The 19598-nt window shown below is 56.9% G+C and carries 21 protein-coding genes; 13 read left to right on the top strand and 8 right to left on the bottom strand.

Translation table 11 applies throughout. The features are described from left to right. Positions 1-32 precede the first annotated feature (32 nt). On the bottom strand, positions 33-1169 hold the full coding sequence (gene pbpG, locus EDC30_RS11475) for a D-alanyl-D-alanine endopeptidase (protein ID WP_132258974.1): 1137 nt from the start codon (positions 1167-1169) through the stop codon (positions 33-35). Positions 1170-1596: 427 nt separating this feature from the next. On the opposite strand from pbpG, the gene phaP reads away from it, so the two are divergent. Continuing rightward, complete coding sequence (gene phaP, locus EDC30_RS11470) at positions 1597-2157, top strand: TIGR01841 family phasin (protein WP_132259028.1); 561 nt, start codon at positions 1597-1599, stop codon at positions 2155-2157. A 147-nt stretch (positions 2158-2304) separates the two neighbouring features. On the opposite strand, the gene EDC30_RS11465 is transcribed toward phaP, so the two are convergent. Further along, positions 2305-3105: a competence/damage-inducible protein A gene (locus tag EDC30_RS11465; RefSeq protein WP_132258973.1), complete on the bottom strand. Its 801-nt coding sequence runs from the start codon at positions 3103-3105 to the stop codon at positions 2305-2307. Between the two features lie 20 nt (positions 3106-3125). After that, the gene (locus tag EDC30_RS11460; RefSeq protein WP_243656741.1) at positions 3126-3995 is read right to left on the bottom strand and encodes an EI24 domain-containing protein; all 870 of its coding nucleotides are present in this window, start codon (positions 3993-3995) and stop codon (positions 3126-3128) included. 83 nt (positions 3996-4078) lie between these two features. Here EDC30_RS11460 and EDC30_RS11455 point away from each other — a divergent pair, with 83 nt between their 5' ends. Together EDC30_RS11455 and EDC30_RS11450 are read left to right on the top strand one after the other, a co-directional pair. Continuing rightward, a complete protein-coding gene (locus EDC30_RS11455) occupies positions 4079-4435 on the top strand; it encodes an FKBP-type peptidyl-prolyl cis-trans isomerase (RefSeq protein ID WP_132258972.1) in 357 nt (118 codons plus the stop codon). A gap of 5 nt (positions 4436-4440) precedes the next feature. After that, positions 4441-4698 (top strand): acyl-CoA-binding protein, encoded by a 258-nt coding sequence (locus tag EDC30_RS11450; protein WP_132258971.1) that lies wholly within the window; start codon positions 4441-4443, stop codon positions 4696-4698. A gap of 84 nt (positions 4699-4782) precedes the next feature. On the opposite strand, the gene EDC30_RS11445 is transcribed toward EDC30_RS11450, so the two are convergent. Beyond that, entirely contained in the window at positions 4783-5766 is a 984-nt protein-coding gene (locus EDC30_RS11445; RefSeq protein WP_132258970.1) for a 2-hydroxyacid dehydrogenase, read from the bottom strand. Between the two features lie 301 nt (positions 5767-6067). On the opposite strand from EDC30_RS11445, the gene fdxA reads away from it, so the two are divergent. The 6 genes from fdxA to EDC30_RS11415 all read left to right on the top strand — a co-directional run bounded on the left by fdxA (position 6068) and on the right by EDC30_RS11415 (position 11380). Beyond that, positions 6068-6391, top strand: coding sequence for a ferredoxin FdxA (gene fdxA / locus EDC30_RS11440; protein ID WP_132258969.1), 324 nt, complete (start codon positions 6068-6070; stop codon positions 6389-6391). Positions 6392-6531: 140 nt separating this feature from the next. Next, the gene (locus EDC30_RS11435) at positions 6532-7632 is read left to right on the top strand and encodes an NAD(P)/FAD-dependent oxidoreductase (protein ID WP_243656740.1); all 1101 of its coding nucleotides are present in this window, start codon (positions 6532-6534) and stop codon (positions 7630-7632) included. A gap of 582 nt (positions 7633-8214) precedes the next feature. Further along, on the top strand, positions 8215-9450 hold the full coding sequence (locus EDC30_RS11430) for a polyhydroxyalkanoate depolymerase (RefSeq protein WP_132258968.1): 1236 nt from the start codon (positions 8215-8217) through the stop codon (positions 9448-9450). A 154-nt stretch (positions 9451-9604) separates the two neighbouring features. After that, a complete protein-coding gene (gene rsxB, locus EDC30_RS11425) occupies positions 9605-10306 on the top strand; it encodes an electron transport complex subunit RsxB (RefSeq protein WP_424446914.1) in 702 nt (233 codons plus the stop codon). Continuing rightward, a complete protein-coding gene (gene nth, locus EDC30_RS11420; RefSeq protein WP_132258966.1) occupies positions 10299-10949 on the top strand; it encodes an endonuclease III in 651 nt (216 codons plus the stop codon). The genes rsxB and nth overlap by 8 nt, the downstream gene beginning before the upstream one ends. A 2-nt stretch (positions 10950-10951) precedes the next feature. Then, positions 10952-11380, top strand: a complete 429-nt coding sequence (locus tag EDC30_RS11415; protein ID WP_132258965.1) for a DUF1841 family protein — start codon at positions 10952-10954, stop codon at positions 11378-11380. A 71-nt stretch (positions 11381-11451) separates the two neighbouring features. Here EDC30_RS11415 and EDC30_RS11410 read toward each other — a convergent pair whose 3' ends face one another. The 4 genes from EDC30_RS11410 to EDC30_RS19490 form a co-directional block, all read right to left on the bottom strand. Continuing rightward, positions 11452-11805, bottom strand: a complete 354-nt coding sequence (locus EDC30_RS11410) for a c-type cytochrome (RefSeq protein ID WP_132258964.1) — start codon at positions 11803-11805, stop codon at positions 11452-11454. A gap of 10 nt (positions 11806-11815) precedes the next feature. After that, a complete protein-coding gene (locus EDC30_RS11405; RefSeq protein WP_132258963.1) occupies positions 11816-12136 on the bottom strand; it encodes a c-type cytochrome in 321 nt (106 codons plus the stop codon). A 150-nt stretch (positions 12137-12286) separates the two neighbouring features. Continuing rightward, on the bottom strand, positions 12287-14233 hold the full coding sequence (locus EDC30_RS11400; RefSeq protein ID WP_132258962.1) for a preprotein translocase subunit TatB: 1947 nt from the start codon (positions 14231-14233) through the stop codon (positions 12287-12289). A gap of 24 nt (positions 14234-14257) precedes the next feature. After that, positions 14258-14434, bottom strand: a complete 177-nt coding sequence (locus EDC30_RS19490) for a hypothetical protein (protein WP_165973797.1) — start codon at positions 14432-14434, stop codon at positions 14258-14260. A gap of 142 nt (positions 14435-14576) precedes the next feature. On the opposite strand from EDC30_RS19490, the gene EDC30_RS11395 reads away from it, so the two are divergent. The 4 genes from EDC30_RS11395 to EDC30_RS11380 all read left to right on the top strand — a co-directional run bounded on the left by EDC30_RS11395 (position 14577) and on the right by EDC30_RS11380 (position 19592). Then, positions 14577-15431 carry an AAA family ATPase gene (locus EDC30_RS11395; RefSeq protein ID WP_132258961.1) on the top strand — a complete coding sequence of 285 codons (855 nt, stop codon included), beginning with the start codon at positions 14577-14579 and terminating at the stop codon, positions 15429-15431. Between the two features lie 52 nt (positions 15432-15483). After that, entirely contained in the window at positions 15484-16653 is a 1170-nt protein-coding gene (locus EDC30_RS11390) for a vWA domain-containing protein (RefSeq protein WP_132258960.1), read from the top strand. A gap of 149 nt (positions 16654-16802) precedes the next feature. Further along, on the top strand, positions 16803-18788 hold the full coding sequence (locus EDC30_RS11385) for a DNA topoisomerase IV subunit B (RefSeq protein ID WP_132258959.1): 1986 nt from the start codon (positions 16803-16805) through the stop codon (positions 18786-18788). Positions 18789-18803: 15 nt separating this feature from the next. Continuing rightward, entirely contained in the window at positions 18804-19592 is a 789-nt protein-coding gene (locus EDC30_RS11380; protein ID WP_132258958.1) for a lytic transglycosylase domain-containing protein, read from the top strand. Positions 19593-19598: the final 6 nt, after the last annotated feature.

Raw genomic sequence — 19598 nt, 5'->3', positions numbered from 1 at the left:
TACGAGCTCCCGCTATCGACTTAGCACGGGGCTCAGCCGTTACCGCCTGCCGCGACAGAAGTAGTAACGGCATTGAACTTGACTGCCTCGATCCACCTGCGGATGCGAGCTGCGTCGCCCAGGCGCGATTCCTTTCCCTTCGAATCGAGAAATACCATCACGATCGAGCGTCCCCTGATATACGTCTGCATGACCAGGCAACGTCCCGCCTCAGCGATATAGCCGGTTTTCTGCAAACCGATTTCCCAGTTGGGATTGTTCACCAGGTGATTGGTGTTGCGATATTGCAGCGACCTGCCGTTCGATGCGACCACCGAATCCGGCGCGGTCGAATACTGCCCCAGAATCGGGTGCTTTTGTGCCGCTACCACGAGCTTCGCCAAGTCACGCGCGCTGGCGACATTACCGCTGGATAAACCGTTGGAATCAACAAAATGCGTATCGCGCATGCCCAGCACTCTGGCCTTGGCATTCATGGCAGCCACAAAGGCAGGCAAGCCACCAGGATAGTTACGGCCAAGCGCTGACGCGGCACGGTTTTCCGAACTCATCAAAGCCAGATGCAAGAGATTCGCCCGAGACAGGCGCGTGCCGATGGCCAGGCGTGAAGCGCTATTCTTCAGGCGATCGATATCATCCGTCGTCACTTCCAGCACTTCTTCCATATTCTGGTTCGATTCCACCACGACCAGGCCGGTCATCAGCTTGGTAATGGAAGCAATCGGCAGTGCGATATCCGGATTTTTTTCAAACAGCACTTCAGAAGAGGATTCATCGACCACCAGCGCCACATTCGACTTCAGTTCCAGCGGGTCATGCGTCCGGTTTAATCCCGCCAGATCGCCCGCCGTAAGTACGGGCGCTACCGAAGGCATGACACGGCGCGCCGTCACCTGCTCATAGCTGACCTTGCGCTTGCCGTTGACGACGCTGACCTGCTTGACGATTTTTTCCCTGGAGTTCTGGCTAACGACTGTGGTGCGCGTGGTTTTCTCTTTGGCGGCAACGACTTTGCGTTTCCGGGGTGGCGGTGCTGCGGTCTTTTTAACGATGGTCTTCTTAGCGGCCGAACGCGACGCGGAGCCTGCGCTGGCTCGTGTCGCAGCCTCTGCCGTAATCGTGCCGATACATAGCGTTAAAAATAATGCACCCAGCGCAGACTTTTTCATAAAGCCGCCTCCCCCATGACTTGCAAATGCTTAATAGATTGCAGTCTAGCAAAATAATGAAAATCTGCAAGAGAATGAAGGATTTAGGCCCAATCATTAAACAATATTCTAGATAGCAAGAATTCTTGCTTGCAGATCATTCGCTCTGGCGCTCGTTCCTGTTTAATTAAATCCTCAAAGGCAAGACTGCATTTGTCTTTTACACACTCGGTGCAGTTGATTTAAGTCATGAAACTGTTGATTTCCTGACAATAATTATCAAATATCTAAGATCATTGTGTTTGTTTTTTGAAACAATTTATTGTGCAGCGCAATAAAAAGTTCTTGACACCTTGATATTTGGGTTTAGAATAGGTCTTGTTGCGGCGCACAATACATGTCGCCTCCAAACTCTGACTAATTTATTAAAGGAATTATCATGTCCCCAATGTTCCCCAATCAAGAACAATTCACCGCTGCCACCAAAGCCAATTTCGAAGCGCAAATCGCCCTGATCACCTCGCTGACCAACAAGGCATTCGAAAGCGTGGAAAAACTGGTCGACCTGAACCTGACCGCTGTCAAGTCTTCGCTGGAAGATTCGAACTCTGCCGCCAAGCAATTGCTGGCTGCTAAGGATCCGCAAGAACTGTCGACCCTGATCGCTGCTCAAGCCCAGCCGAACGCTGAAAAAGCACTGGCATACGGCCGTCACGTTGCCAGCATCGCTTCCAGCGCCCAAGCTGAATTCACCAAGGCTGCTGAAGAGCAAGTTGCTGAAGCCAACCGCAAGGTTCTGGCCCTGATCGAAGAAGCCAGCAAAAATGCACCGGCCGGTTCCGAAAACGTGATCGCCCTGGTCAAGTCGGCTTTCGGCACCGCCAACGCCAGCTATGAGCAACTGGCCAACACCACCAAGCAAGCCGTCGAAACGATGGAAACCAACCTGAGCAGCGCCGTGGCACAGTTCTCCCAGGCTGCCAACAAGACTGCCAAAGCCAAGAAGTAATTTTCAGGCCTCGTGACGGCGGCGTCAGCCGCCCGCAAGGCAAAGGCTGAGAAACGCAACGGGCCTGGCGGATAATGCAAGCATGAATGCATTGTCCGCCAGGCCCGAAGTTTTTTAGGTCTTCTCCTGCAGAATCAGATTGTCATTTCAGGTTTGTCGATATTCCACGTTCATCCTGTCCAGTTCGGCCTGCAGAAAGCTGAACGCTGACGCCGCCTGCTCCGGTTCTCCTTTTACCCCCAGCTCGATAAACGCCCTGCTCTCGGCCGTGGCCACGCTTGGCAGGCTGAATACCTTCACCGATGGATAACGTGTTTCGATCTCTTCCATGAGAGGCGTCAGCGCCGATTCCATTGCACCGAAAGCCAGTAAGGCGTATTCCACGTGCGCGGCTTTGTGAAATAGCGAGGTGTAATACGTATCCAGCGCCCATTCGATCATCGGCCACGCCATCACCGGAAAACCCGGGACAAAATAATGCGCGCCCATTTTTGGTCCCTGGATGGAAAATCCGGGAATCTTGTTGTAGGGGTTCGGAATAAGTTGCGCCCCTTCGGGGAACTCTCCCATTTTCAAGCGCTGAAGATTTTCCGGCGCATCCAACTCCGCTGTTTTGCCAGCTTCGCGCGCCATGTCGGTGATCCGCTCCTGGATTAGTTGCTTTGCCTGGGGATGCAAGACCAAAGGCACGCCCAAGGCTGCCGCCGCGCACTGGCGGGTACGATCATCCGGCGTGGCGCCGATGCCTCCGCAAGAAAAAACCACGTCCCCGCTGGCAAGCGTGCGGCGCAGCGTAGCAGTGATGCGCTCCGGATCGTCGCCGAGATATTCGGCCCAACTCAGCAGCAAGCCGCGCTCGCCAAGCAATTGCACCACTTTGGCAAAGTGCTGATCGACGCGCCTGCCTGAAAGGATTTCATCGCCGATGATGATAAGTCCGAACGCCATATGTTCTGTCCAATTCCGAGTTAGTTAATATCCTTGAATTGCACTGTCGTCGCCGGCGATTTCGCAAGCCCTTCTCGCATCTCGGCCAGCGTCGCCAGGCAGAAGTGCGTAAACCACAGGCCTGTGAAGACGAATACCAGCACGTACAGCCAGATCGACACGGCTGCAAACAAGGGAAACAGCACCAGCGACAAGGCTGCGCCCACGATACCACCCAGCCACAGCAACATGGGCGCCGCACCGAGGGCGCCCGTGATCGTGCCGATCAATAGCAGCGGCCAGCGATGTCGCCTTTGCAGCTCGCGCAATTCTTCGCGGTCGGCATGTTCGGACAGCGCATCGTACGCCAGCACTTTATATGTGAGCCATCCCCATAGCAGCGCCTGCACGATCACGCCCAGTGGCGGAAGAAACAGCAAGGGCAAGGTGGCGATCCATAGCACCGCGAACAGGATGAACGTGTAAAACGACAGCCACATGCTGCCCCAGATACTGCCGCCCTGGCGCTGCTCCAGCTGCGGATAGTGGCGAGTAGCCACATGCCGGACGATCGCCGGCATGGCAAACAAGGCGATGAAGAACAGCGCCGTCAGTATCATCAGCGGCAATAGAATCCACATCGCGATGAGTGGCACGACGACATAACTGGCAAAGCCGGTATCGAAGGCGTTGAGCCAGTTGCCGACTTCGCGGAACAAGCCATACCCGGCAAAATACGCATGCAGCCAGTCGATCATCGGCTGCAAGGTAAAGAACAGCACTACGCCCCAGATAGTGATCGACAGCAGGAAAGGTGCAATGGTAAGCAACAGCATGCGCACATGCAATTGCGAGCGCAGAGCCATAAAAAAGGAACGCAATACCGGCCGGATCATGCTGCAGGCCCCCATACGATTTCCATCATTTCCCTATTCTTCGTTACAATCCCATCAGTCTACCACCCTGCTTTGCAATTCAACTTTCAAGGAAAACCATGTCCACCATCATGACGTCCACCGGACTGCAATACGAAGACATCTCCGTCGGCAATGGCGCGGAAGCAACCGAAGGCGCCTATGTCACCGTGCACTACACTGGCTGGCTGCAAAACCCGGATGGCAGCGCCGGCAGCAAATTTGACTCCAGCAAGGACCGCAACGATCCTTTCCAGTTTCCGTTGGGCGCGGGTCACGTCATCAAGGGCTGGGACCAGGGCGTGCAAGGCATGAAGGTCGGCGGCGTACGCAAGCTGATCATTCCCGCTTCGCTTGGGTATGGCGCGCGCGGCGCCGGCGGCGTGATCCCGCCGAATGCTACATTGATCTTCGAAGTTGAACTGCTGGGAGTGTAAGCAAGATGAGCCTGCAAGATCAGTTTGAACAAGCGGTCGCCGAATCGAAGAATCTGCCCGAGCGACCGGACAACCTCACTTTGCTGAAGCTGTATGCCTTGTACAAACAGGCCAGCAGCGGCGATGCCGCCGGCGAGCGTCCAGGCATGACCGATTTCGTCGCCCGCGCGAAGTGGGATGCGTGGGATGCGCTGAAAGGCACGGCGCAGGAAGCTGCCATGCAACAGTACATTGATCTCGTCGAGGAATTGAAGGCGCAATAATTGCAGGCCCAATAATCCTCGCTGCCCTTTGCTCAAAAAGCTGCGCATATTCTGCGCAGCTTTTTTATTTTTGAATACGTACCGTCATGGCAGCGACAAGACTTGCGGATTCAGCAAATTCGGCGGCCTTTGCCCCGACAGCCCGGCGATCAGGTTATCGGCAGCGCATGCCGCCATGGCAAGCCGCGTCGGCACGGAAGCACTGCCGATATGCGGAGTCAAGACCGCATTATCGAGAGTAAGAAAATCCGGATTGAATGCCGGCTCGTTTTCAAACACATCAAGGCCGGCAGCGGCAATGCGCCGTTCGCGCAATGCGGCAATCAGTGAGACATCATCGACAATGCCGCCGCGCGCGATATTCACCAGCACGGCAGTCGGCTTCATCAGCGCCAGCTCGGCAGCGCCGATGGCATGATGGGTGGCGGCGGAATATGGCAGCACCAGCACGAGGTGGTCGGCACGACGCAGGAGCTCATCCTTTTCCACGTACTGCGCGCCATTGGCGCCCGCCTCCAGATCGACTGGCAGGCGCGTGCGGTTATGGTAAAGCACCTGCATGTCGAAACCGCGCGAGCGCCGCGCAATCGCCTGGCCGATGCGTCCCATGCCGAGAATGCCCAGCGTCGCGCCATGCAGGTCCGCACCGAGAAACGTATCGTAGCGCCAGCGCTCCCATTGGCCGGCACGCAGCCAGCGTTCGGACTCACCGACTCGACGGGCAGCCGCCATCAGCAGCGCCCAGGCAAAATCGGCCGTAGTCTCGTTGAGCACGTCCGGCGTGTTGGTGACCATGATCCCGGCCCGGGTAGCGGCGTCGACATCGATATTGTTAAAGCCCACTGCCATGTTGGCGATCACTTTCAGCTGCGGGCATGCAACGATCAAGTCCGCCGATATGCGCTCGTTGGCACTGCAGAACAAGCCCTGCTTGCCTTGCAGGCGCCGGCCAAATTCGTCGGCAGGCCAGGCCTGGTCATCCTGATTGGCTTCGATATCGAAATGAGAAGAAAGGCGCGTCACCACTTCCGGAAAGATGGCACGCGCGACTAGAATTGCAGGTTTCATGGGGTTTGGCGAAAGAATATAGCAGCAACAACTTACGCAAAGTTATTGCTGTTTGCAAGCCGTTAAACAGAATTTAAAAACTTTTTCAGACCCTGCCGGCTTGCCCGTCAATTTGCCGCACCAGCAATTTGCGAATTTGCTTATGCGTATTCTGTATAACTGCTGTTTGTGGGAAGATATAAAATGCCTTAAAATACAAGGCTTTGCAAATGATTGCCGGAACATTACTGTTTATCTTCAAACAGCGTCCGCCTTCAGCTGATTTTATCTCCCCATTTCGTAAATAGTAGATAGGACTGTTATGACCCACGTTGTGACCGAATCCTGCATCCGTTGTCGCTATACCGACTGCGTCGATGTATGTCCGGTGGACTGCTTCCGCGAAGGCCCGAATTTCCTGGCCATCGACCCCGACGAATGCATCGATTGCGCAGTATGCGTAGCAGAATGCCCGGTCAATGCCATTTATGCTGAAGAAGACGTTCCGGCCGACCAGCAGCAATTCATCAAGCTCAATGTCGAACTGGCACGTAGCTGGCCTTCCATTACCAAGACCAAGGATCCGCTGCCCGAAGCGGAAGAATGGAAGGATGTCAAGGACAAGCTGCAATTCCTTGCACGCTGATGCATTGATCGCACGGGCATGACGCCTGTGCGCATCCCGAGCGTCGCAGTCGCAGGTCTTGCATGCCATCCCGAAGCCGGCGCTTGTATTCGATTACCGGCTTTTTTATCTTTTTAATGTAACAGGAATTTGACAGTCGTATGGAAACCAGCGCCGGCCTCGAAGCCTCGAACCTCGCCACCAATACCAACTCCGCCAATGCGCCGATCGAAACCGATGCCGTGATTATCGGCGCCGGCCCGGTCGGCCTGTTCCAGGTATTTGAACTGGGCCTGCTGGAAATTAAGGCGCACGTGATCGATTCGCTGCCGGTCGTCGGCGGCCAGTGCGTGGAACTGTATCCGGACAAGCCGATTTACGACATTCCTGCCGTGCCTGTCTGCACCGGCCAGGAATTGACCGACAACCTCTTGAAGCAGATCGAGCCGTTCGAGCCGACCTTCCACCTGAACCAGGAAGTCACCGTCGTCGAAAAGCGCGAAGATGGCCGCTTCAACGTCGAAACCTCGCTTGGCACCCGCTTCATCACCAAGACGATCTTCATCGCCGCCGGCGTCGGCTCCTTCCAGCCGCGCACCATGAAGGTGGACGGCATCGAGCAATTCGAAAGTAAGCAGCTTTTCTATCGCGTCAAGGATCCGAGCCGCTTCCACGGCAAGAACCTGGTGATCTGCGGCGGTGGCGACTCAGCTCTGGACTGGGCCCTGAACTTCGTCGGCAAGGCTGAATCCGTCATCCTGCTGCATCGTCGCGAGGAATTCCGCGCCGCACCGGCTTCGGTCGCCAAGATGAAGGAATTGTGCGAAGAGTTCGAGATGCAATTCCTGGTTGGCCAAGTCACCGGCTACGAATCCAAGGATGAGCAACTCTCCGAAATCAAGGTAACCGGTGCGGATGGCGTGACCCGCCGCCTGCCGCTGGACTATTTGCTGGTGTTCTTCGGTCTGTCGCCGAAACTCGGCCCGATCGCCGAATGGGGTCTGGATATCGAGCGCAAGCAGCTGAAGGTAGTGGATACCGAGAAGTTCGAGACCAATGTTCCGGGCATTTTCGCGGTGGGCGACATCAACACCTATCCTGGCAAGAAGAAACTGATCCTGTCCGGCTTCCATGAAGCAGCGCTGGCTGCATTCGGTGCCGCGCCATATATCTTCCCGGAAAAGAAGATTCATATGCAATACACCACCACGTCTCCCAAGCTGCACAAGATTTTGGGCGTGGAAACTCCAGTGTTCGACTAACTATTTCGAGTCGTCACCAAAAAGCCCCTGGCCGTTCAAGCCAGGGGCTTTTTCTTTATGTCATTGCTTTTATGCAGATGGCACGACTTATGCTGCACTGCTACATGAAAGATAAAAACATAGAAGGAATAAAGATGCCACTCTCCAGATTAGGAGTGGAAATTACTTCCTTAGGGTAAGTATATTCCTCTGTGTCAATTTAATTAAATCTTGATAACAATTTTACGGCAGTATGTCTGACAGCGTAGTTGAGCATGACATTGCAGGAATTAACGGAATAGCAATAAGCCATTGATTTTATTGGTAATAAGCCTTATTTAGTTGGAAGAAAACGACATGCGATTGAAGAAAATACATGGCAAATGTCTGATCCGGACCGACATTTTATGGTATGTTGCTGAGCACCAATACGCAGTTTGAGATTACTCAAGAGAAAAATTTTAGCTTGCAGACTTTTCTTACTTTGTAAATTTTGTTGAAGCGCGTTAAGATTTTTCCTACACGCTGAAGCAAAATAGTTTATGATGCGTCGCAACAATAAAAGTAGAAATTTATTGCAAGGAACTTTCCAATGAGGCGACTATGCTCTACCAATTTCACGAATTAAACCGCAGCTTCATTAATCCTTTGATTCAGTGGGCAGAAGCCTCCGCCAAGCTGTTTACCAATCCGGTTTCCCCACTTGCTCATGCGCCCTTCGCGCAACGCATCGCAGCCGGTTACGAGTTGATGTATCGCCTGGGCAAACATTATGAAAAGCCCGAATTCGGCATTGACAAAGTTACCGTCAATGGCAAGGAAGTCGGCATCCTTGAACGAACGGCTGTTGAGAAGCCATTCTGTAACCTGATTCATTTCAAAAAAGATTTGAGCGACGCCGAAACCGCGAAACTCAAGCATTCCAAAGTATTGATCGTCGCGCCGCTGTCAGGCCACCATGCCACGCTCTTGCGCGATACCGTGCGCAGCATGCTGGAAAACCACGACGTCTACGTCTCCGACTGGCTCGATGCGCGCATGGTGCCGTATTCCGAAGGCCCGTTCCATCTGCATGATTACGTGTACTATGTGCAGGACTTCATTCGCCATCTGGGACCGGACGTGCACGTGATGGCCGTGTGCCAGCCGACCGTGCCGGTGCTGGCTGCCGTCTCGCTGATGGCCAGCGAAAACGATCCGATGCTGCCGAAGTCCATGACGCTGATGGGCGGCCCGATCGATCCGCGCAAGTCGCCGACGCAAGTCAACGACCTCGCAACCAACAAGCCCTATTCCTGGTTCGAGAATACCGTGATCTATGCCGTGCCGCCCAATTATCCGGGCCATGGCCGCAAGGTCTATCCGGGCTTCCTGCAGCACGCCGGCTTCGTCGCCATGAACCCGAGCCGCCATGCGCAGAGCCACTGGGACTTCTACATGCACCTGCGCGAAGGCGACAACGACTCTGCCGAAGCGCATCGCAAGTTCTACGATGAGTACAATGCCGTGCTCGACATGCCGGCCGAGTATTATCTGGAAACCATCAAGATCGTCTTCCAGGAATTCCAACTGCCTAAGGGCACTTGGGAAATCGGCGGCAAGCTGGTGCGTCCGCAAGATATCAAGAACGTGGCGCTGTTCACCATCGAAGGCGAGCTGGACGATATTTCCGGTCCGGGCCAGACGCAGGCCGCACACGACCTGTGCAGCGGCATCCCGAAGAATATGCGCCAGGATTATGTGGCGCCGAAGTGCGGCCACTACGGCATTTTCTCGGGCCGTCGCTGGCGCGAAATCATTTGCCCGATGGTTGGCGAATTCATCAAGAAGCATTCCTGATCGATTCCTGCGCCATGCAAAAGGCCGTTCCGTATCGGGACGGCCTTTTTTACTTTTATCGCGGCTGCAATAGCGACATGTGCCAAACCGTATGCCGCCTGTGCGAAACCCCTCAACATCGCGGATAATGCTGGTTTTATCGAAAAATAACGCCGTGTCAGTCCAGCTTGTCGATCAAATCGAAGACTTGTTGCCGCAAACTCAGTGCACAAAATGCGGCTATCCGGCATGCAGGCCTTATGCCGAAGCGATTGCCAGCGGCGAGGCTTCCTATAACCAGTGTCCGCCCGGCGGCGCCGAAGGCGTTGGCCGTCTTGCCGCGCTGCTGGGAAAACCTGTCATCCCGCTGAATCCCGCCAATGGCCTGGAACGGCCGCGCCCGGTGGCAGTCATCGATGAAAACCTTTGCATCGGCTGCACGCTCTGCATCCAGGCCTGCCCGGTGGATGCCATCGTCGGCGCGGCCAAGCAGATGCATACCGTCGTGCCGGACCTTTGCACGGGTTGTGACCTGTGCGTGGCGCCCTGCCCCGTCGATTGCATCAGCATGGTGAACGTTACCCGCGATCGTACCGGCTGGGATGCCTGGTCGCAGCAACAGGCCGACGATGCGCGCCGCCGCCACGACTTCCGTACCATGCGCCTGCGCCGCGAGAAGGAAGAAAACGATGCGCGTCTGGCTGCCAAGGCTGCGGCCAAGTTGCAGGCGCTGGAAGCAGAAGCCGTGACCAGCCCCGAACAGCAAGCCGAACAGGCACGCAAGAAAGCCATCGTGCAGGCGGCGATCGAACGCGCCCGGCTGAAAAAGGAACAAATGGCGGCAGCCGTGACTGCCGGAGGCAAGCACAATGAATGACGAAAAGCGCCGATTGATCTTTGAAAGGCTGCGTGCCGCTAATCCGCATCCCACTACCGAACTGGCTTACACTACACCGTTTGAATTGCTGATTGCGGTGATTCTCTCGGCGCAGGCGACGGATGCCTCGGTGAACCGGGCGACGCGCGTGCTCTTCCCGATTGCCAATACGCCCAAAGCGATTTATGCGCTGGGGGTGGAAGGCCTGATGTCGTATATCAACACCATCAACCTGTACCGCAACAAGGCCAAGTACGTCATCGAGACGTGCCGCATCCTGCTCGAGCAGCATGGCGGCCAGGTGCCACGTACCCGCGAAGCCTTGCAAGCCCTGCCTGGCGTCGGCCGCAAGACTGCCAACGTGGTGCTGAATACCGCCTTCGGCGAAGCCGTCATGGCTGTCGATACGCATATCTTCCGGGTTTCCAATCGCACCGGTGTCGCGCCAGGGAAGAATGTCGATATCGTCGAGCGCGAGCTGATGAAGAATGTGCCGCAGGAGTTCATCCACGACGCCCACCACTGGCTGATCCTGCATGGCCGCTATATCTGCGTGGCGCGCAAGCCGATGTGCTGGAACTGCATCATCGCCGACTTGTGCGAATATCCGGACAAGACGCCGCTGCCGGAAAAAGGAATCTGAACATGTTCAATCCGTCTCAACACGATGTCCGGCGCTTTTTCTGCGAGGCTTACCGCAAGCAGCGCAACAATGAAATCCTGACGCCGCTGGAAGCGATCGCGCGCGACTGGATCATGCAGCATCCGGAATACTCGGGCGACCTGGAAGAAATCGAAGCCGCGCTGGCGGCAGATTATTCGGTCGAGCGCGGCCAGGCCAACCCGTTTCTTCATCTCTCGATGCACCTGTCGATCGCCGAGCAGATCTCGATCGACCAGCCGCCGGGCATTCGCGCGGCATTCCAGGCTCTGGCACACAAGCTGCAATCCGAGCATGAAGCGCACCATCAGATCATGGAATGCCTGGGCGAGATGATCTGGAATTCGCAGCGCAGCGGTTTGCCGCCCGATGGCGCAGCTTATATCGAATGCGTGAAGCGACGCAGCCGCTGAAGACACCAGCACGATCCGCACCAAACAAAAAAGCCACGGAATCCGTGGCTTTTTCACTGGAGTGAATCCGCTTATTTACGCAACACGAGCGTGCCTTGCAGGCTGGCCAGATAAGCCGCAATGTTTTCGACATCCTGCTTGCTCAGCTGCTTGGCCTGACCGCCCATGATCGCATTGCCACGACCGTTTGGCGCATTGCCGCCACGCTGATAAGCGATCAGCGCATGCTTCAGGTAATCCTGGTGCTGGCCAGCGAGCTTCGGATAGGAAGGATCGATCGGCGAGTTGTAATCCTGGCCGTGGCATGTGAAGCAGTTGTACTTCTGCGCAGCAGCCTTGCCAGCCTCGATATCGCCCGCGGCATGGGCGCTCACAGCCAATGCGGAGGCGAGCGCCAGGATTGCGGTTTTGAACAGGTTTTTCATCGGGCTCCCCTTATTTTTGCTGAGAATAATATGCCGCGACATCGGCGATATCCTGCTCAGTCAGGCTGGCGGCGATACCTTGCATGGTCGGGTGCTTGCGCTCCCCCTTTTGATAGGCCTTCAGCGCGCTTTCAATGTATTTTGCCGACTGGCCGCCCAGCTTGGGCACTTGGTAGACTTCGGGGAAGGTGGCCTTGTAACCCGGGATGCCGTGGCAGCCGATACACATCTCAACCTTGGCCCTTGCATTAGCGGCATTGCCGACCACTTCCGCCGCGACGGAAAGATTGGCTACGCCCGCAAGCGCGAGCAATGCAAAAATTTTTTTCATGATTATCAGGTGATAAGTTAAGCGAAGCCTACAAGTGCCGATCGTCTCCAGATATTGCCATGTCGACACTAAAACTGCTCGATTCTACCCGAACTCCCTGCGGCAGTCCATGCCATTGAGCAAGCAGCACCGTCGACTTCGCAAAACGGCTCAAAACCCGTTACCCGTGCGTTTGCGCGGCGGCTCTTCCGGAGCAACCACACCGCCCGCCCTCGAAGGTGCTACGGGATCGACATCATCATCCCAAGTCGATGGCAACAGAAACATGCCTGGCGATCTGGCAAAACGCCGTATCACCGTGCGCAAGGCCAGATGACGGGGCCGTTCCGGCACTTCGCGCGCGTACAGGGCCAGCGACAGCGCGCAGCCGAAAGCCACGCCGACATTCAGCAAGCCGATGGCGGCCAGGCCGAGGATGGCCAGCCAGAATTCGGATGAAGCCAGGCTGCTCCAGCCCAGGCTGCCTGCAGCCGCGGCCACACTGCTGGCGGCAAACGTCACATGGCGCACGTCGATTCCCAGGCCGAAAAACTGCATGACGACCGGCCCCATCCCTAACAGGATTGCAAGGGAAAGGCTGCCAGCCACGCCTGGGACATGGCGCTCGATCCACCGGGCCAGCCGCTCGGACCGCGCAGCGCCAAGCGCATGCACCAGGCGGCGGTGGTACGCGATGGCAGCGCGCAACTGGCGCAGCGCAAACCAGTTATCGGCCAGGCCGGCCGCTGTGCTGGACAGCCACAGCAATACGCCGGTCAGCATGGCATAGAACGGCGACATGCCGAACAAGGACAGCGACTCCAGGCGGGCCTGCGCTTCGGCCGTCGTGAACGGTCCCGAACCCTTGAACAACAGCACAACACCTGTCAGCAAGGCCATGGCCGGAACGACGGTCAGGAGATTGCCGAATACCGCGGCAGCCTGCGAGCGCAAGAGCCACCCGATCTCTTTCAACAGGCGGCGCAATCCTTTGTGCGAGTCCAGTTCGCCCATGCGCGCCGCCAGTGCCGGCGCGGTGACGGCAGGCTGTCTGGCCGCCAGCACGCCGCCCAGCGCGGTGATGAGCATGAAGCCGATGCCATACACCAGCGTTGCCGCCAAGCCTTCGGAAAATCGAATTTGCCCGCCGGTCGCGGCATGCTTGGCCAGCACAATGATGGCGGCGCCAATGCCGCCCACGCTGCCCGCTTTCAGCATCGCACGGTATTCGCGCCGGTTACGAACCAGATAAGGCTCGCCTTGGCTGGCATTCCGTTCGACCATCTTGCGCGCCAACAGGGAAAAGCTGCGGCGCACCAGCGCCGGCACCGAGCCGCGCGCATGCTGGGCGCGGATCAGATCGGCCAATAGCGCCTGCACCTGTCCTGCTCCTTGCGGCGTCAGCAGCGTGGCCGTGCGCAAATCGATCAGTCGCCCCACGCGCACCAGCTGAGCCCGCATGCGCTCGACGTTGTACACCAGCCCGATCGACACGCCATGCTCATCCAGATCGGCATAGATGCGGTCGGTCTGCGCCTGGCAGACGGCGACCAGCATTTTCACGCTGCGCAGGGCGGCGGCATCGTGGTGCCGGATGAAACAGAATTTCTCCAGTTCACGGCGCAGCGCCATGAAAGGCGTTGCCTGCAGGGAAACATTCGGGTCCAGGCGCTGGCGGAAGGCCGGGCTCACCCCGGCGGCGACGATCATCGCCGCCAGATAAGTTAGCGCTTCATCGATCTGCTTGATGTAAGCATGGACGATGCCTTCGTCGGTGCAAAGCTTTGCCAGCCTGCCGAGCGTGACATGGTCGAGCTCCAGCAGCCAATCGGCATCCGCCGGATCGGGAAAGATAGCGGCAAACAGCGCAGAAAGATCATGCTGCGCAGGCGGCCGCGGCAGGATGAACTTGGTGATGCGCTCGCCCAGTTCGCTGAAAAAGGCTGGTTCGCGCGGCAATCCTGTCGTGCTGAAGAGTTCGGGGCCGGCGGCTTCGCGCAAAGTTTTCTGCAAGGTTGTCTGCACCAGGCGGCGCACGTCGCGATGGGAATCGAGCCAGTCGAGCATCAGCAAGAGGCGCTGCCGGCGCGAATCGCTGCCGGCCACGGATCCCGGCATGCCAATGGCAGGCACGTGACGCAGTCAGGCGGCAACGTCGATCATCCAGTTCGCCCGCTCGTTCCAGGTCGCAAACGGATTGGCCTGGCTTAGTAATGACTCGATCTGCCGCTCGCATTGCATATGGCGGTCGCGGTCGTGCTGCGGGCCTCCGCACAGGCGACGACACATCACCCACATGCGCAGGAAAAACATTCTCATGCAAAGTCTCCTTCGATACTGCTTATACATTTATAAAGGTTCTGCAATTTCGGATCTCGCTTATACTTGAATTTTGCCGAACTCAATTAGACGCCTCTTAATTTTCGGCTTGATGACAGGCTTTCTTTTAAGAAACTGGTTTATGCGACAAGTAACACGCTTCGAAGGTTCCCAAAATTATGTGGCGACCGAAGATTTAAAGCTGGCGGTGAATGCCGCCTTGACACTGCAGCGCCCGCTCCTGATCAAGGGTGAGCCGGGCACCGGCAAGACCATGCTGGCCGAGGAAGTGGCGGCGGCGCTGGACATGCCGCTTTTGCAATGGCATATCAAATCGACTACCAAGGCGCAGCAAGGCTTGTATGAATACGATGCGGTGTCGCGCCTGCGCGATTCGCAACTGGGTGATGAGCGCGTCAAGGACATTCACAACTACATCGTCAAGGGCGTGTTGTGGCAAGCCTTTACGTCGCCGCAGCCCGTTGTGTTGCTGATCGACGAGATCGACAAGGCGGATATCGAATTCCCCAACGACTTGCTGCGCGAACTCGACCGCATGGAATTCTATGTGTACGAGACGCGCGAGATGGTCGTGGCGAAGCACCGGCCGCTGGTGATCATCACTTCGAACAATGAAAAGGAATTGCCGGATGCGTTCCTGCGCCGCTGCTTCTTCCATTACATTAAGTTTCCGGACAAGGAGACGATGCAGGATATCGTCGATGTCCATTTCCCCAAGCTGAAAAAGGATTTGCTGGCACAGGCCCTGCATACCTTTTACGAAGTGCGCGAAGTGCCCGGACTGAAGAAAAAACCGTCGACTTCCGAATTCCTGGATTGGCTCAAGCTCTTGCTGGCGGAAGACATTCCCGCCGAAGCCCTGCGCAGCCAGGATGAAAAACTGGTGGTGCCGCCGCTGCACGGGGCACTTTTGAAAAACGAGCAGGATGTCCATCTGTTCGAGCGCCTGCTGTTCATGGCGCGCAATAATCGCTAAATGACCGCTAACTAACCGCTAGTCGGCGCAAGCGCCGTGCGCGAGGCAAGCCGTGCTGATTGAATTCTTTTTCACGCTCAAAGACGCAAAAATCCCGGTCTCGATCAAGGAATACCTGATCCTGCTGGAAGCCTTGCAAAAAGGCGTGATCTCGCCTTCGCTGGATGATTTCTATTATCTGGCGCGCACCACCCTGGTCAAGGATGAAACGCTCTACGACAAGTTCGACCAGGCATTCGGCTTGTACTTCAAGGGGGTCGACACGGTATTTGACGTGCAAAGCCAGATCCCGCTGGAATGGCTGGTGCAGCGCATGAAGCGCGAACTGACGCCGGAAGATATCGCCCGGCTGGAAAAATTCGGCTACGACAAGCTGATGGACCGCCTGCGCGAACTGCTGGAAGAACAGAAAGAGCGCCATGAGTGCGGCGACAAGTGGATCGGCACCGGCGGCACCTCGCCCTTCGGCCACGGCGGCACCAACCCGGAAGGTATCCGCATCGGCGGCGAATCGCGCCATCGCAGCGCGGTCAAGGTATGGGAAGCGCGCAGTTTCAAGGATTACGACAGCGAGCGCGAACTCGGCACGCGCAACATCAAGGTGGCGCTACGCCGGCTGCGCCGTTTCGCCCGCGAAGGCTCGCAGGAAGAACTGGCGCTGGACGACACCATCCGTGCCACGGCCAACAATGCCGGTTACCTGGATATCAAGATGCAGCCGGAGCGCCGCAACAACGTCAAGGTGCTGATGCTACTCGATGTGGGCGGTAGCATGGATGACCATATCGCCCGCACCGAGGAATTGTTTTCCGCCGCCAGTTCGGAATTCAAGAACATGGAGTTCTTTTACTTCCACAATTGCGTCTACGATTACCTGTGGAAGAGCAATCGCCGCCGGCATGCCGAGCGCTTCCTGACCTGGGACGTGCTGCGCAAGTACACGCCGGATACCAAGCTCATCTTCGTTGGCGACGCCACCATGAGTCCCTATGAAGTCTTGCAGCCATGGGGCTCGGTGGAGTACAACAATGAAGAACCGGGCGCCGAATGGCTGCAGCGCTTCACGCAGGCTTTTCCGAAATTTATCTGGCTGAATCCCGAGCCGGAAGGCTTGTGGCAATACCGTCAATCGATCGCCATTATTAATAAGATCATGCAGGGCAAGATGTTCCCGATCACCCTGGATGGCCTGGACCGCGGCATGCGCATGTTAAGCAAATAGCAAGACTTAACCTGCAATAGCAATTGAATTAAGGCATGCATAAATCGCTGGAAACAGGTAATCTGTTGGCTGTACAATTTATACTGTATATATAAACAGTATAAATTGTACGAAAATTCGCACGACTCATTTGCGCAATTCTGATCTGCATGGCTACGAAAAAAACTTCATCCGATTACAGCGAATCGTCGATCCGGGTCCTTAAGGGGCTCGAACCAGTCAAGCAGCGCCCGGGCATGTATACCCGCACGGAAAACCCGCTGCACATCATCCAGGAAGTCATCGACAATGCGTCCGACGAGGCATTGGGCGGCTTCGCCAAGAATATCCTTGTCACCTTGAACACTGACGGCAGCGTCAGCGTCGAGGATGACGGCCGCGGCATTCCCGTCGGCCTGCACCCGGAAGAAAAAGTGCCGACCGTGGAGATCGTTTTCACCCGCCTGCATGCCGGCGGCAAGTTCGACAAGGGCTCGGGGGGCGCGTATTCCTTCTCCGGCGGCTTGCATGGCGTCGGCGTGTCGGTCACCAATGCGCTGTCCAAGCGCCTGGAAATCACGGTCTGGCGCGAAGGCAAGGCGCACGATATCGTCTTTGCCGACGGCGACGTCATCGAAAAACTGAAGTCGCGTCCGCTGGCCAGGGATGAGAAAAAATCGGGCACCAAGGTCACGGCCTGGCCCGACGCCAAATATTTCGATTCGGGGACAATCCCGATGGGCGAATTGCAGCGCTTGCTGCGTTCCAAGGCAGTGCTGCTTCCTGGCGTGAAGGTCACGCTGGTCAACGCCAAGAATGGCGACACGCAAACCTGGCAATACGACCAGGGCTTGCGCGGTTATCTGGTCGAAACGCTGGCGCAATCCGGCAGCGGCGAGACAGTGATCCCGCTGTTCGAAGGCGAGCAGTTCGCCACCGCCGATGCCGAAGGCTTTGCCGAGGGTGAAGGCGCATCCTGGGTGGTGGCCTGGACCGAAGAAGGCAATATCGTCCGCGAATCCTACGTCAACCTGATCCCCACTTCCGCTGGCGGCACGCATGAGTCGGGCTTGCGCGAAGGCTTGTTTGGCGCGGTCAAGAGCTTTGTCGAAATGCACTCGCTGCTGCCCAAGGGCGTGAAGCTCTTGCCGGAAGATGTGTTCGCGCGCGCATCGTTCGTTCTGTCGGCCAAGGTGCTGGACCCGCAATTCCAAGGCCAGACCAAGGAACGCCTGAACTCGCGCGATGCCGTGCGCCTGGTGTCGGGCTATACCCGCACCGCACTGGAACTGTGGCTGAACCAGCATGTCGATTACGGCAAGAAGCTGTCCGAACTCGTCATCAAGCAGGCGCAGTCGCGCCTGCGTTCCGCGCAAAAAGTCGAAAAGAAAAAATCTTCCGGCGTGGCCGTCTTACCGGGCAAGCTGACCGATTGCGAATCGGACGATATCACTCGCAACGAACTCTTCCTGGTCGAGGGCGATTCCGCCGGCGGTTCGGCCAAGATGGGTCGCGACAAGGAATTTCAGGCCATTCTGCCGTTGCGCGGCAAGGTGCTCAATTCCTGGGAGACCGAGCGCGATCGCCTGTTCGCCAATAATGAGATCCATGATATCGCCGTGGCGATCGGTGTCGATCCGCATGGTCCCAACGATACGCCGGACTTGTCCGGCTTGCGCTATGGCCGCATCTGCATCCTTTCCGATGCGGACGTCGATGGCTCGCACATCCAGGTGCTGTTGCTCACCCTGTTCTTCAAGCACTTCCCGCAGCTGATCGCGCGTGGCCATATCTGCGTGGCGCGTCCGCCGCTGTATCGCGTGGATGCCCCCGCTCGCGGCAAGAAGCCGGCGCAAAAACTGTACGCGCTCGACGATGCCGAACTGACGGCCATCGAAGACAAGCTGCGCAAGGATGGATTGAAGGAAGGCAGCTGGAGCATCGCCCGCTTCAAGGGTCTGGGCGAAATGAATGCGGAACAATTGTGGGAAACCACCATGAATCCGGATACGCGCCGCCTGCTGCCTGTTTCGCTGGGCAACTTCGGCCAGGAATTGTCGCAAGCCCGCTTCAATATGCTGATGGGTAAAGGCGAAGCAGCGGCGCGACGCGCGTGGCTGGAAGAGCACGGCAACGAAGCGGAAGCCGATATCTGACGCCGATCTGATCCAATGCGCAAGCTGCGAACATCTCTTCTGGCTGCAATCCTGTCGCTGACGGGTGCCATTGCGCACGCCGACATCTATGGCTATGTCGATGCGGATGGCACCGCGCATTTTGCGACGGAAAAGCTGGATGGACGTTATCAGCTGTTTTCACGCGGCGATGCCGTATTCGAAACCACGCAGCTCGATCTCTCGGCACCCTCAGGTGAACATAAGCCGATTTCGCCCGCCTTCTCGCGCTACCTGGGCGAGCATCCCAACCTGAAGAAGTTCGAGCCGCTATTGCATCAGGCTGCGCACGAATACGGTCTGCCACCTGCCCTGCTGAAAGCCATCATGGCTGCGGAATCCGGCTTCAATCCTGCCGCGGTGTCGCCCAAGGGGGCGATCGGCTTGATGCAGGTAATGCCGGAAACGGCGGAGCGTTATGGCTTGCAGGCCAGCGCAAAAAAATCGCTCCAGCAGAAGCTGGCCGAGCCAAAGACCAATATCCGCCTGAGCGCGCGCTACTTGCACGACTTGATGAAAATGTTTCCCGGGAAGCCGGAGCTGGTGATCGCTTCGTACAATGCCGGCGAAGGGGCGGTGCAAAAATACCGCAACACGGTTCCGCCCTACCCTGAAACACGCAATTACGTGAAGCTGGTGGCACAGTTCTACCGCTTCTACCATGCCGCCACCGAGCCAACCGCCGTGGCAACGCTGTCGAGCCCACAAGGCAGCCGACGCATCCGCATGACCATTCCCGGCCGCGCTGCCCTGCCGGCGGCCGCCAATAAGACGATATACGAATAACCTAAG

The sequence above is a fragment of the Paucimonas lemoignei genome (assembly GCF_004342585.1).
Taxonomy (GTDB): domain Bacteria; phylum Pseudomonadota; class Gammaproteobacteria; order Burkholderiales; family Burkholderiaceae_D; genus Paucimonas; species Paucimonas lemoignei.
Note: the sequence above shows the minus strand (reverse complement) of the source record. Positions and strands in the feature narration are given on the sequence as shown.

Excerpts from the sequence above, each read along its gene's own strand:
- pbpG (WP_132258974.1), bottom strand. The coding sequence starts at position 1,169 with ATGAAAAAGTCTGCGCTGGGTGCATTATTTTTAACGCTATGTATCGGC.
- phaP (WP_132259028.1), top strand. The coding sequence starts at position 1,597 with ATGTTCCCCAATCAAGAACAATTCACCGCTGCCACCAAAGCCAATTTC.
- EDC30_RS11465 (WP_132258973.1), bottom strand. The coding sequence starts at position 3,105 with ATGGCGTTCGGACTTATCATCATCGGCGATGAAATCCTTTCAGGCAGG.
- EDC30_RS11460 (WP_243656741.1), bottom strand. The coding sequence starts at position 3,995 with ATGGGGGCCTGCAGCATGATCCGGCCGGTATTGCGTTCCTTTTTTATG.
- EDC30_RS11455 (WP_132258972.1), top strand. The coding sequence starts at position 4,079 with ATGTCCACCATCATGACGTCCACCGGACTGCAATACGAAGACATCTCC.
- EDC30_RS11450 (WP_132258971.1), top strand. The coding sequence starts at position 4,441 with ATGAGCCTGCAAGATCAGTTTGAACAAGCGGTCGCCGAATCGAAGAAT.
- EDC30_RS11445 (WP_132258970.1), bottom strand. The coding sequence starts at position 5,766 with ATGAAACCTGCAATTCTAGTCGCGCGTGCCATCTTTCCGGAAGTGGTG.
- fdxA (WP_132258969.1), top strand. The coding sequence starts at position 6,068 with ATGACCCACGTTGTGACCGAATCCTGCATCCGTTGTCGCTATACCGAC.
- EDC30_RS11435 (WP_243656740.1), top strand. The coding sequence starts at position 6,532 with ATGGAAACCAGCGCCGGCCTCGAAGCCTCGAACCTCGCCACCAATACC.
- EDC30_RS11430 (WP_132258968.1), top strand. The coding sequence starts at position 8,215 with ATGCTCTACCAATTTCACGAATTAAACCGCAGCTTCATTAATCCTTTG.
- nth (WP_132258966.1), top strand. The coding sequence starts at position 10,299 with ATGAATGACGAAAAGCGCCGATTGATCTTTGAAAGGCTGCGTGCCGCT.
- EDC30_RS11415 (WP_132258965.1), top strand. The coding sequence starts at position 10,952 with ATGTTCAATCCGTCTCAACACGATGTCCGGCGCTTTTTCTGCGAGGCT.
- EDC30_RS11410 (WP_132258964.1), bottom strand. The coding sequence starts at position 11,805 with ATGAAAAACCTGTTCAAAACCGCAATCCTGGCGCTCGCCTCCGCATTG.
- EDC30_RS11405 (WP_132258963.1), bottom strand. The coding sequence starts at position 12,136 with ATGAAAAAAATTTTTGCATTGCTCGCGCTTGCGGGCGTAGCCAATCTT.
- EDC30_RS11400 (WP_132258962.1), bottom strand. The coding sequence starts at position 14,233 with ATGCCGGGATCCGTGGCCGGCAGCGATTCGCGCCGGCAGCGCCTCTTG.
- EDC30_RS19490 (WP_165973797.1), bottom strand. The coding sequence starts at position 14,434 with ATGAGAATGTTTTTCCTGCGCATGTGGGTGATGTGTCGTCGCCTGTGC.
- EDC30_RS11395 (WP_132258961.1), top strand. The coding sequence starts at position 14,577 with ATGCGACAAGTAACACGCTTCGAAGGTTCCCAAAATTATGTGGCGACC.
- EDC30_RS11385 (WP_132258959.1), top strand. The coding sequence starts at position 16,803 with ATGGCTACGAAAAAAACTTCATCCGATTACAGCGAATCGTCGATCCGG.
- EDC30_RS11380 (WP_132258958.1), top strand. The coding sequence starts at position 18,804 with ATGCGCAAGCTGCGAACATCTCTTCTGGCTGCAATCCTGTCGCTGACG.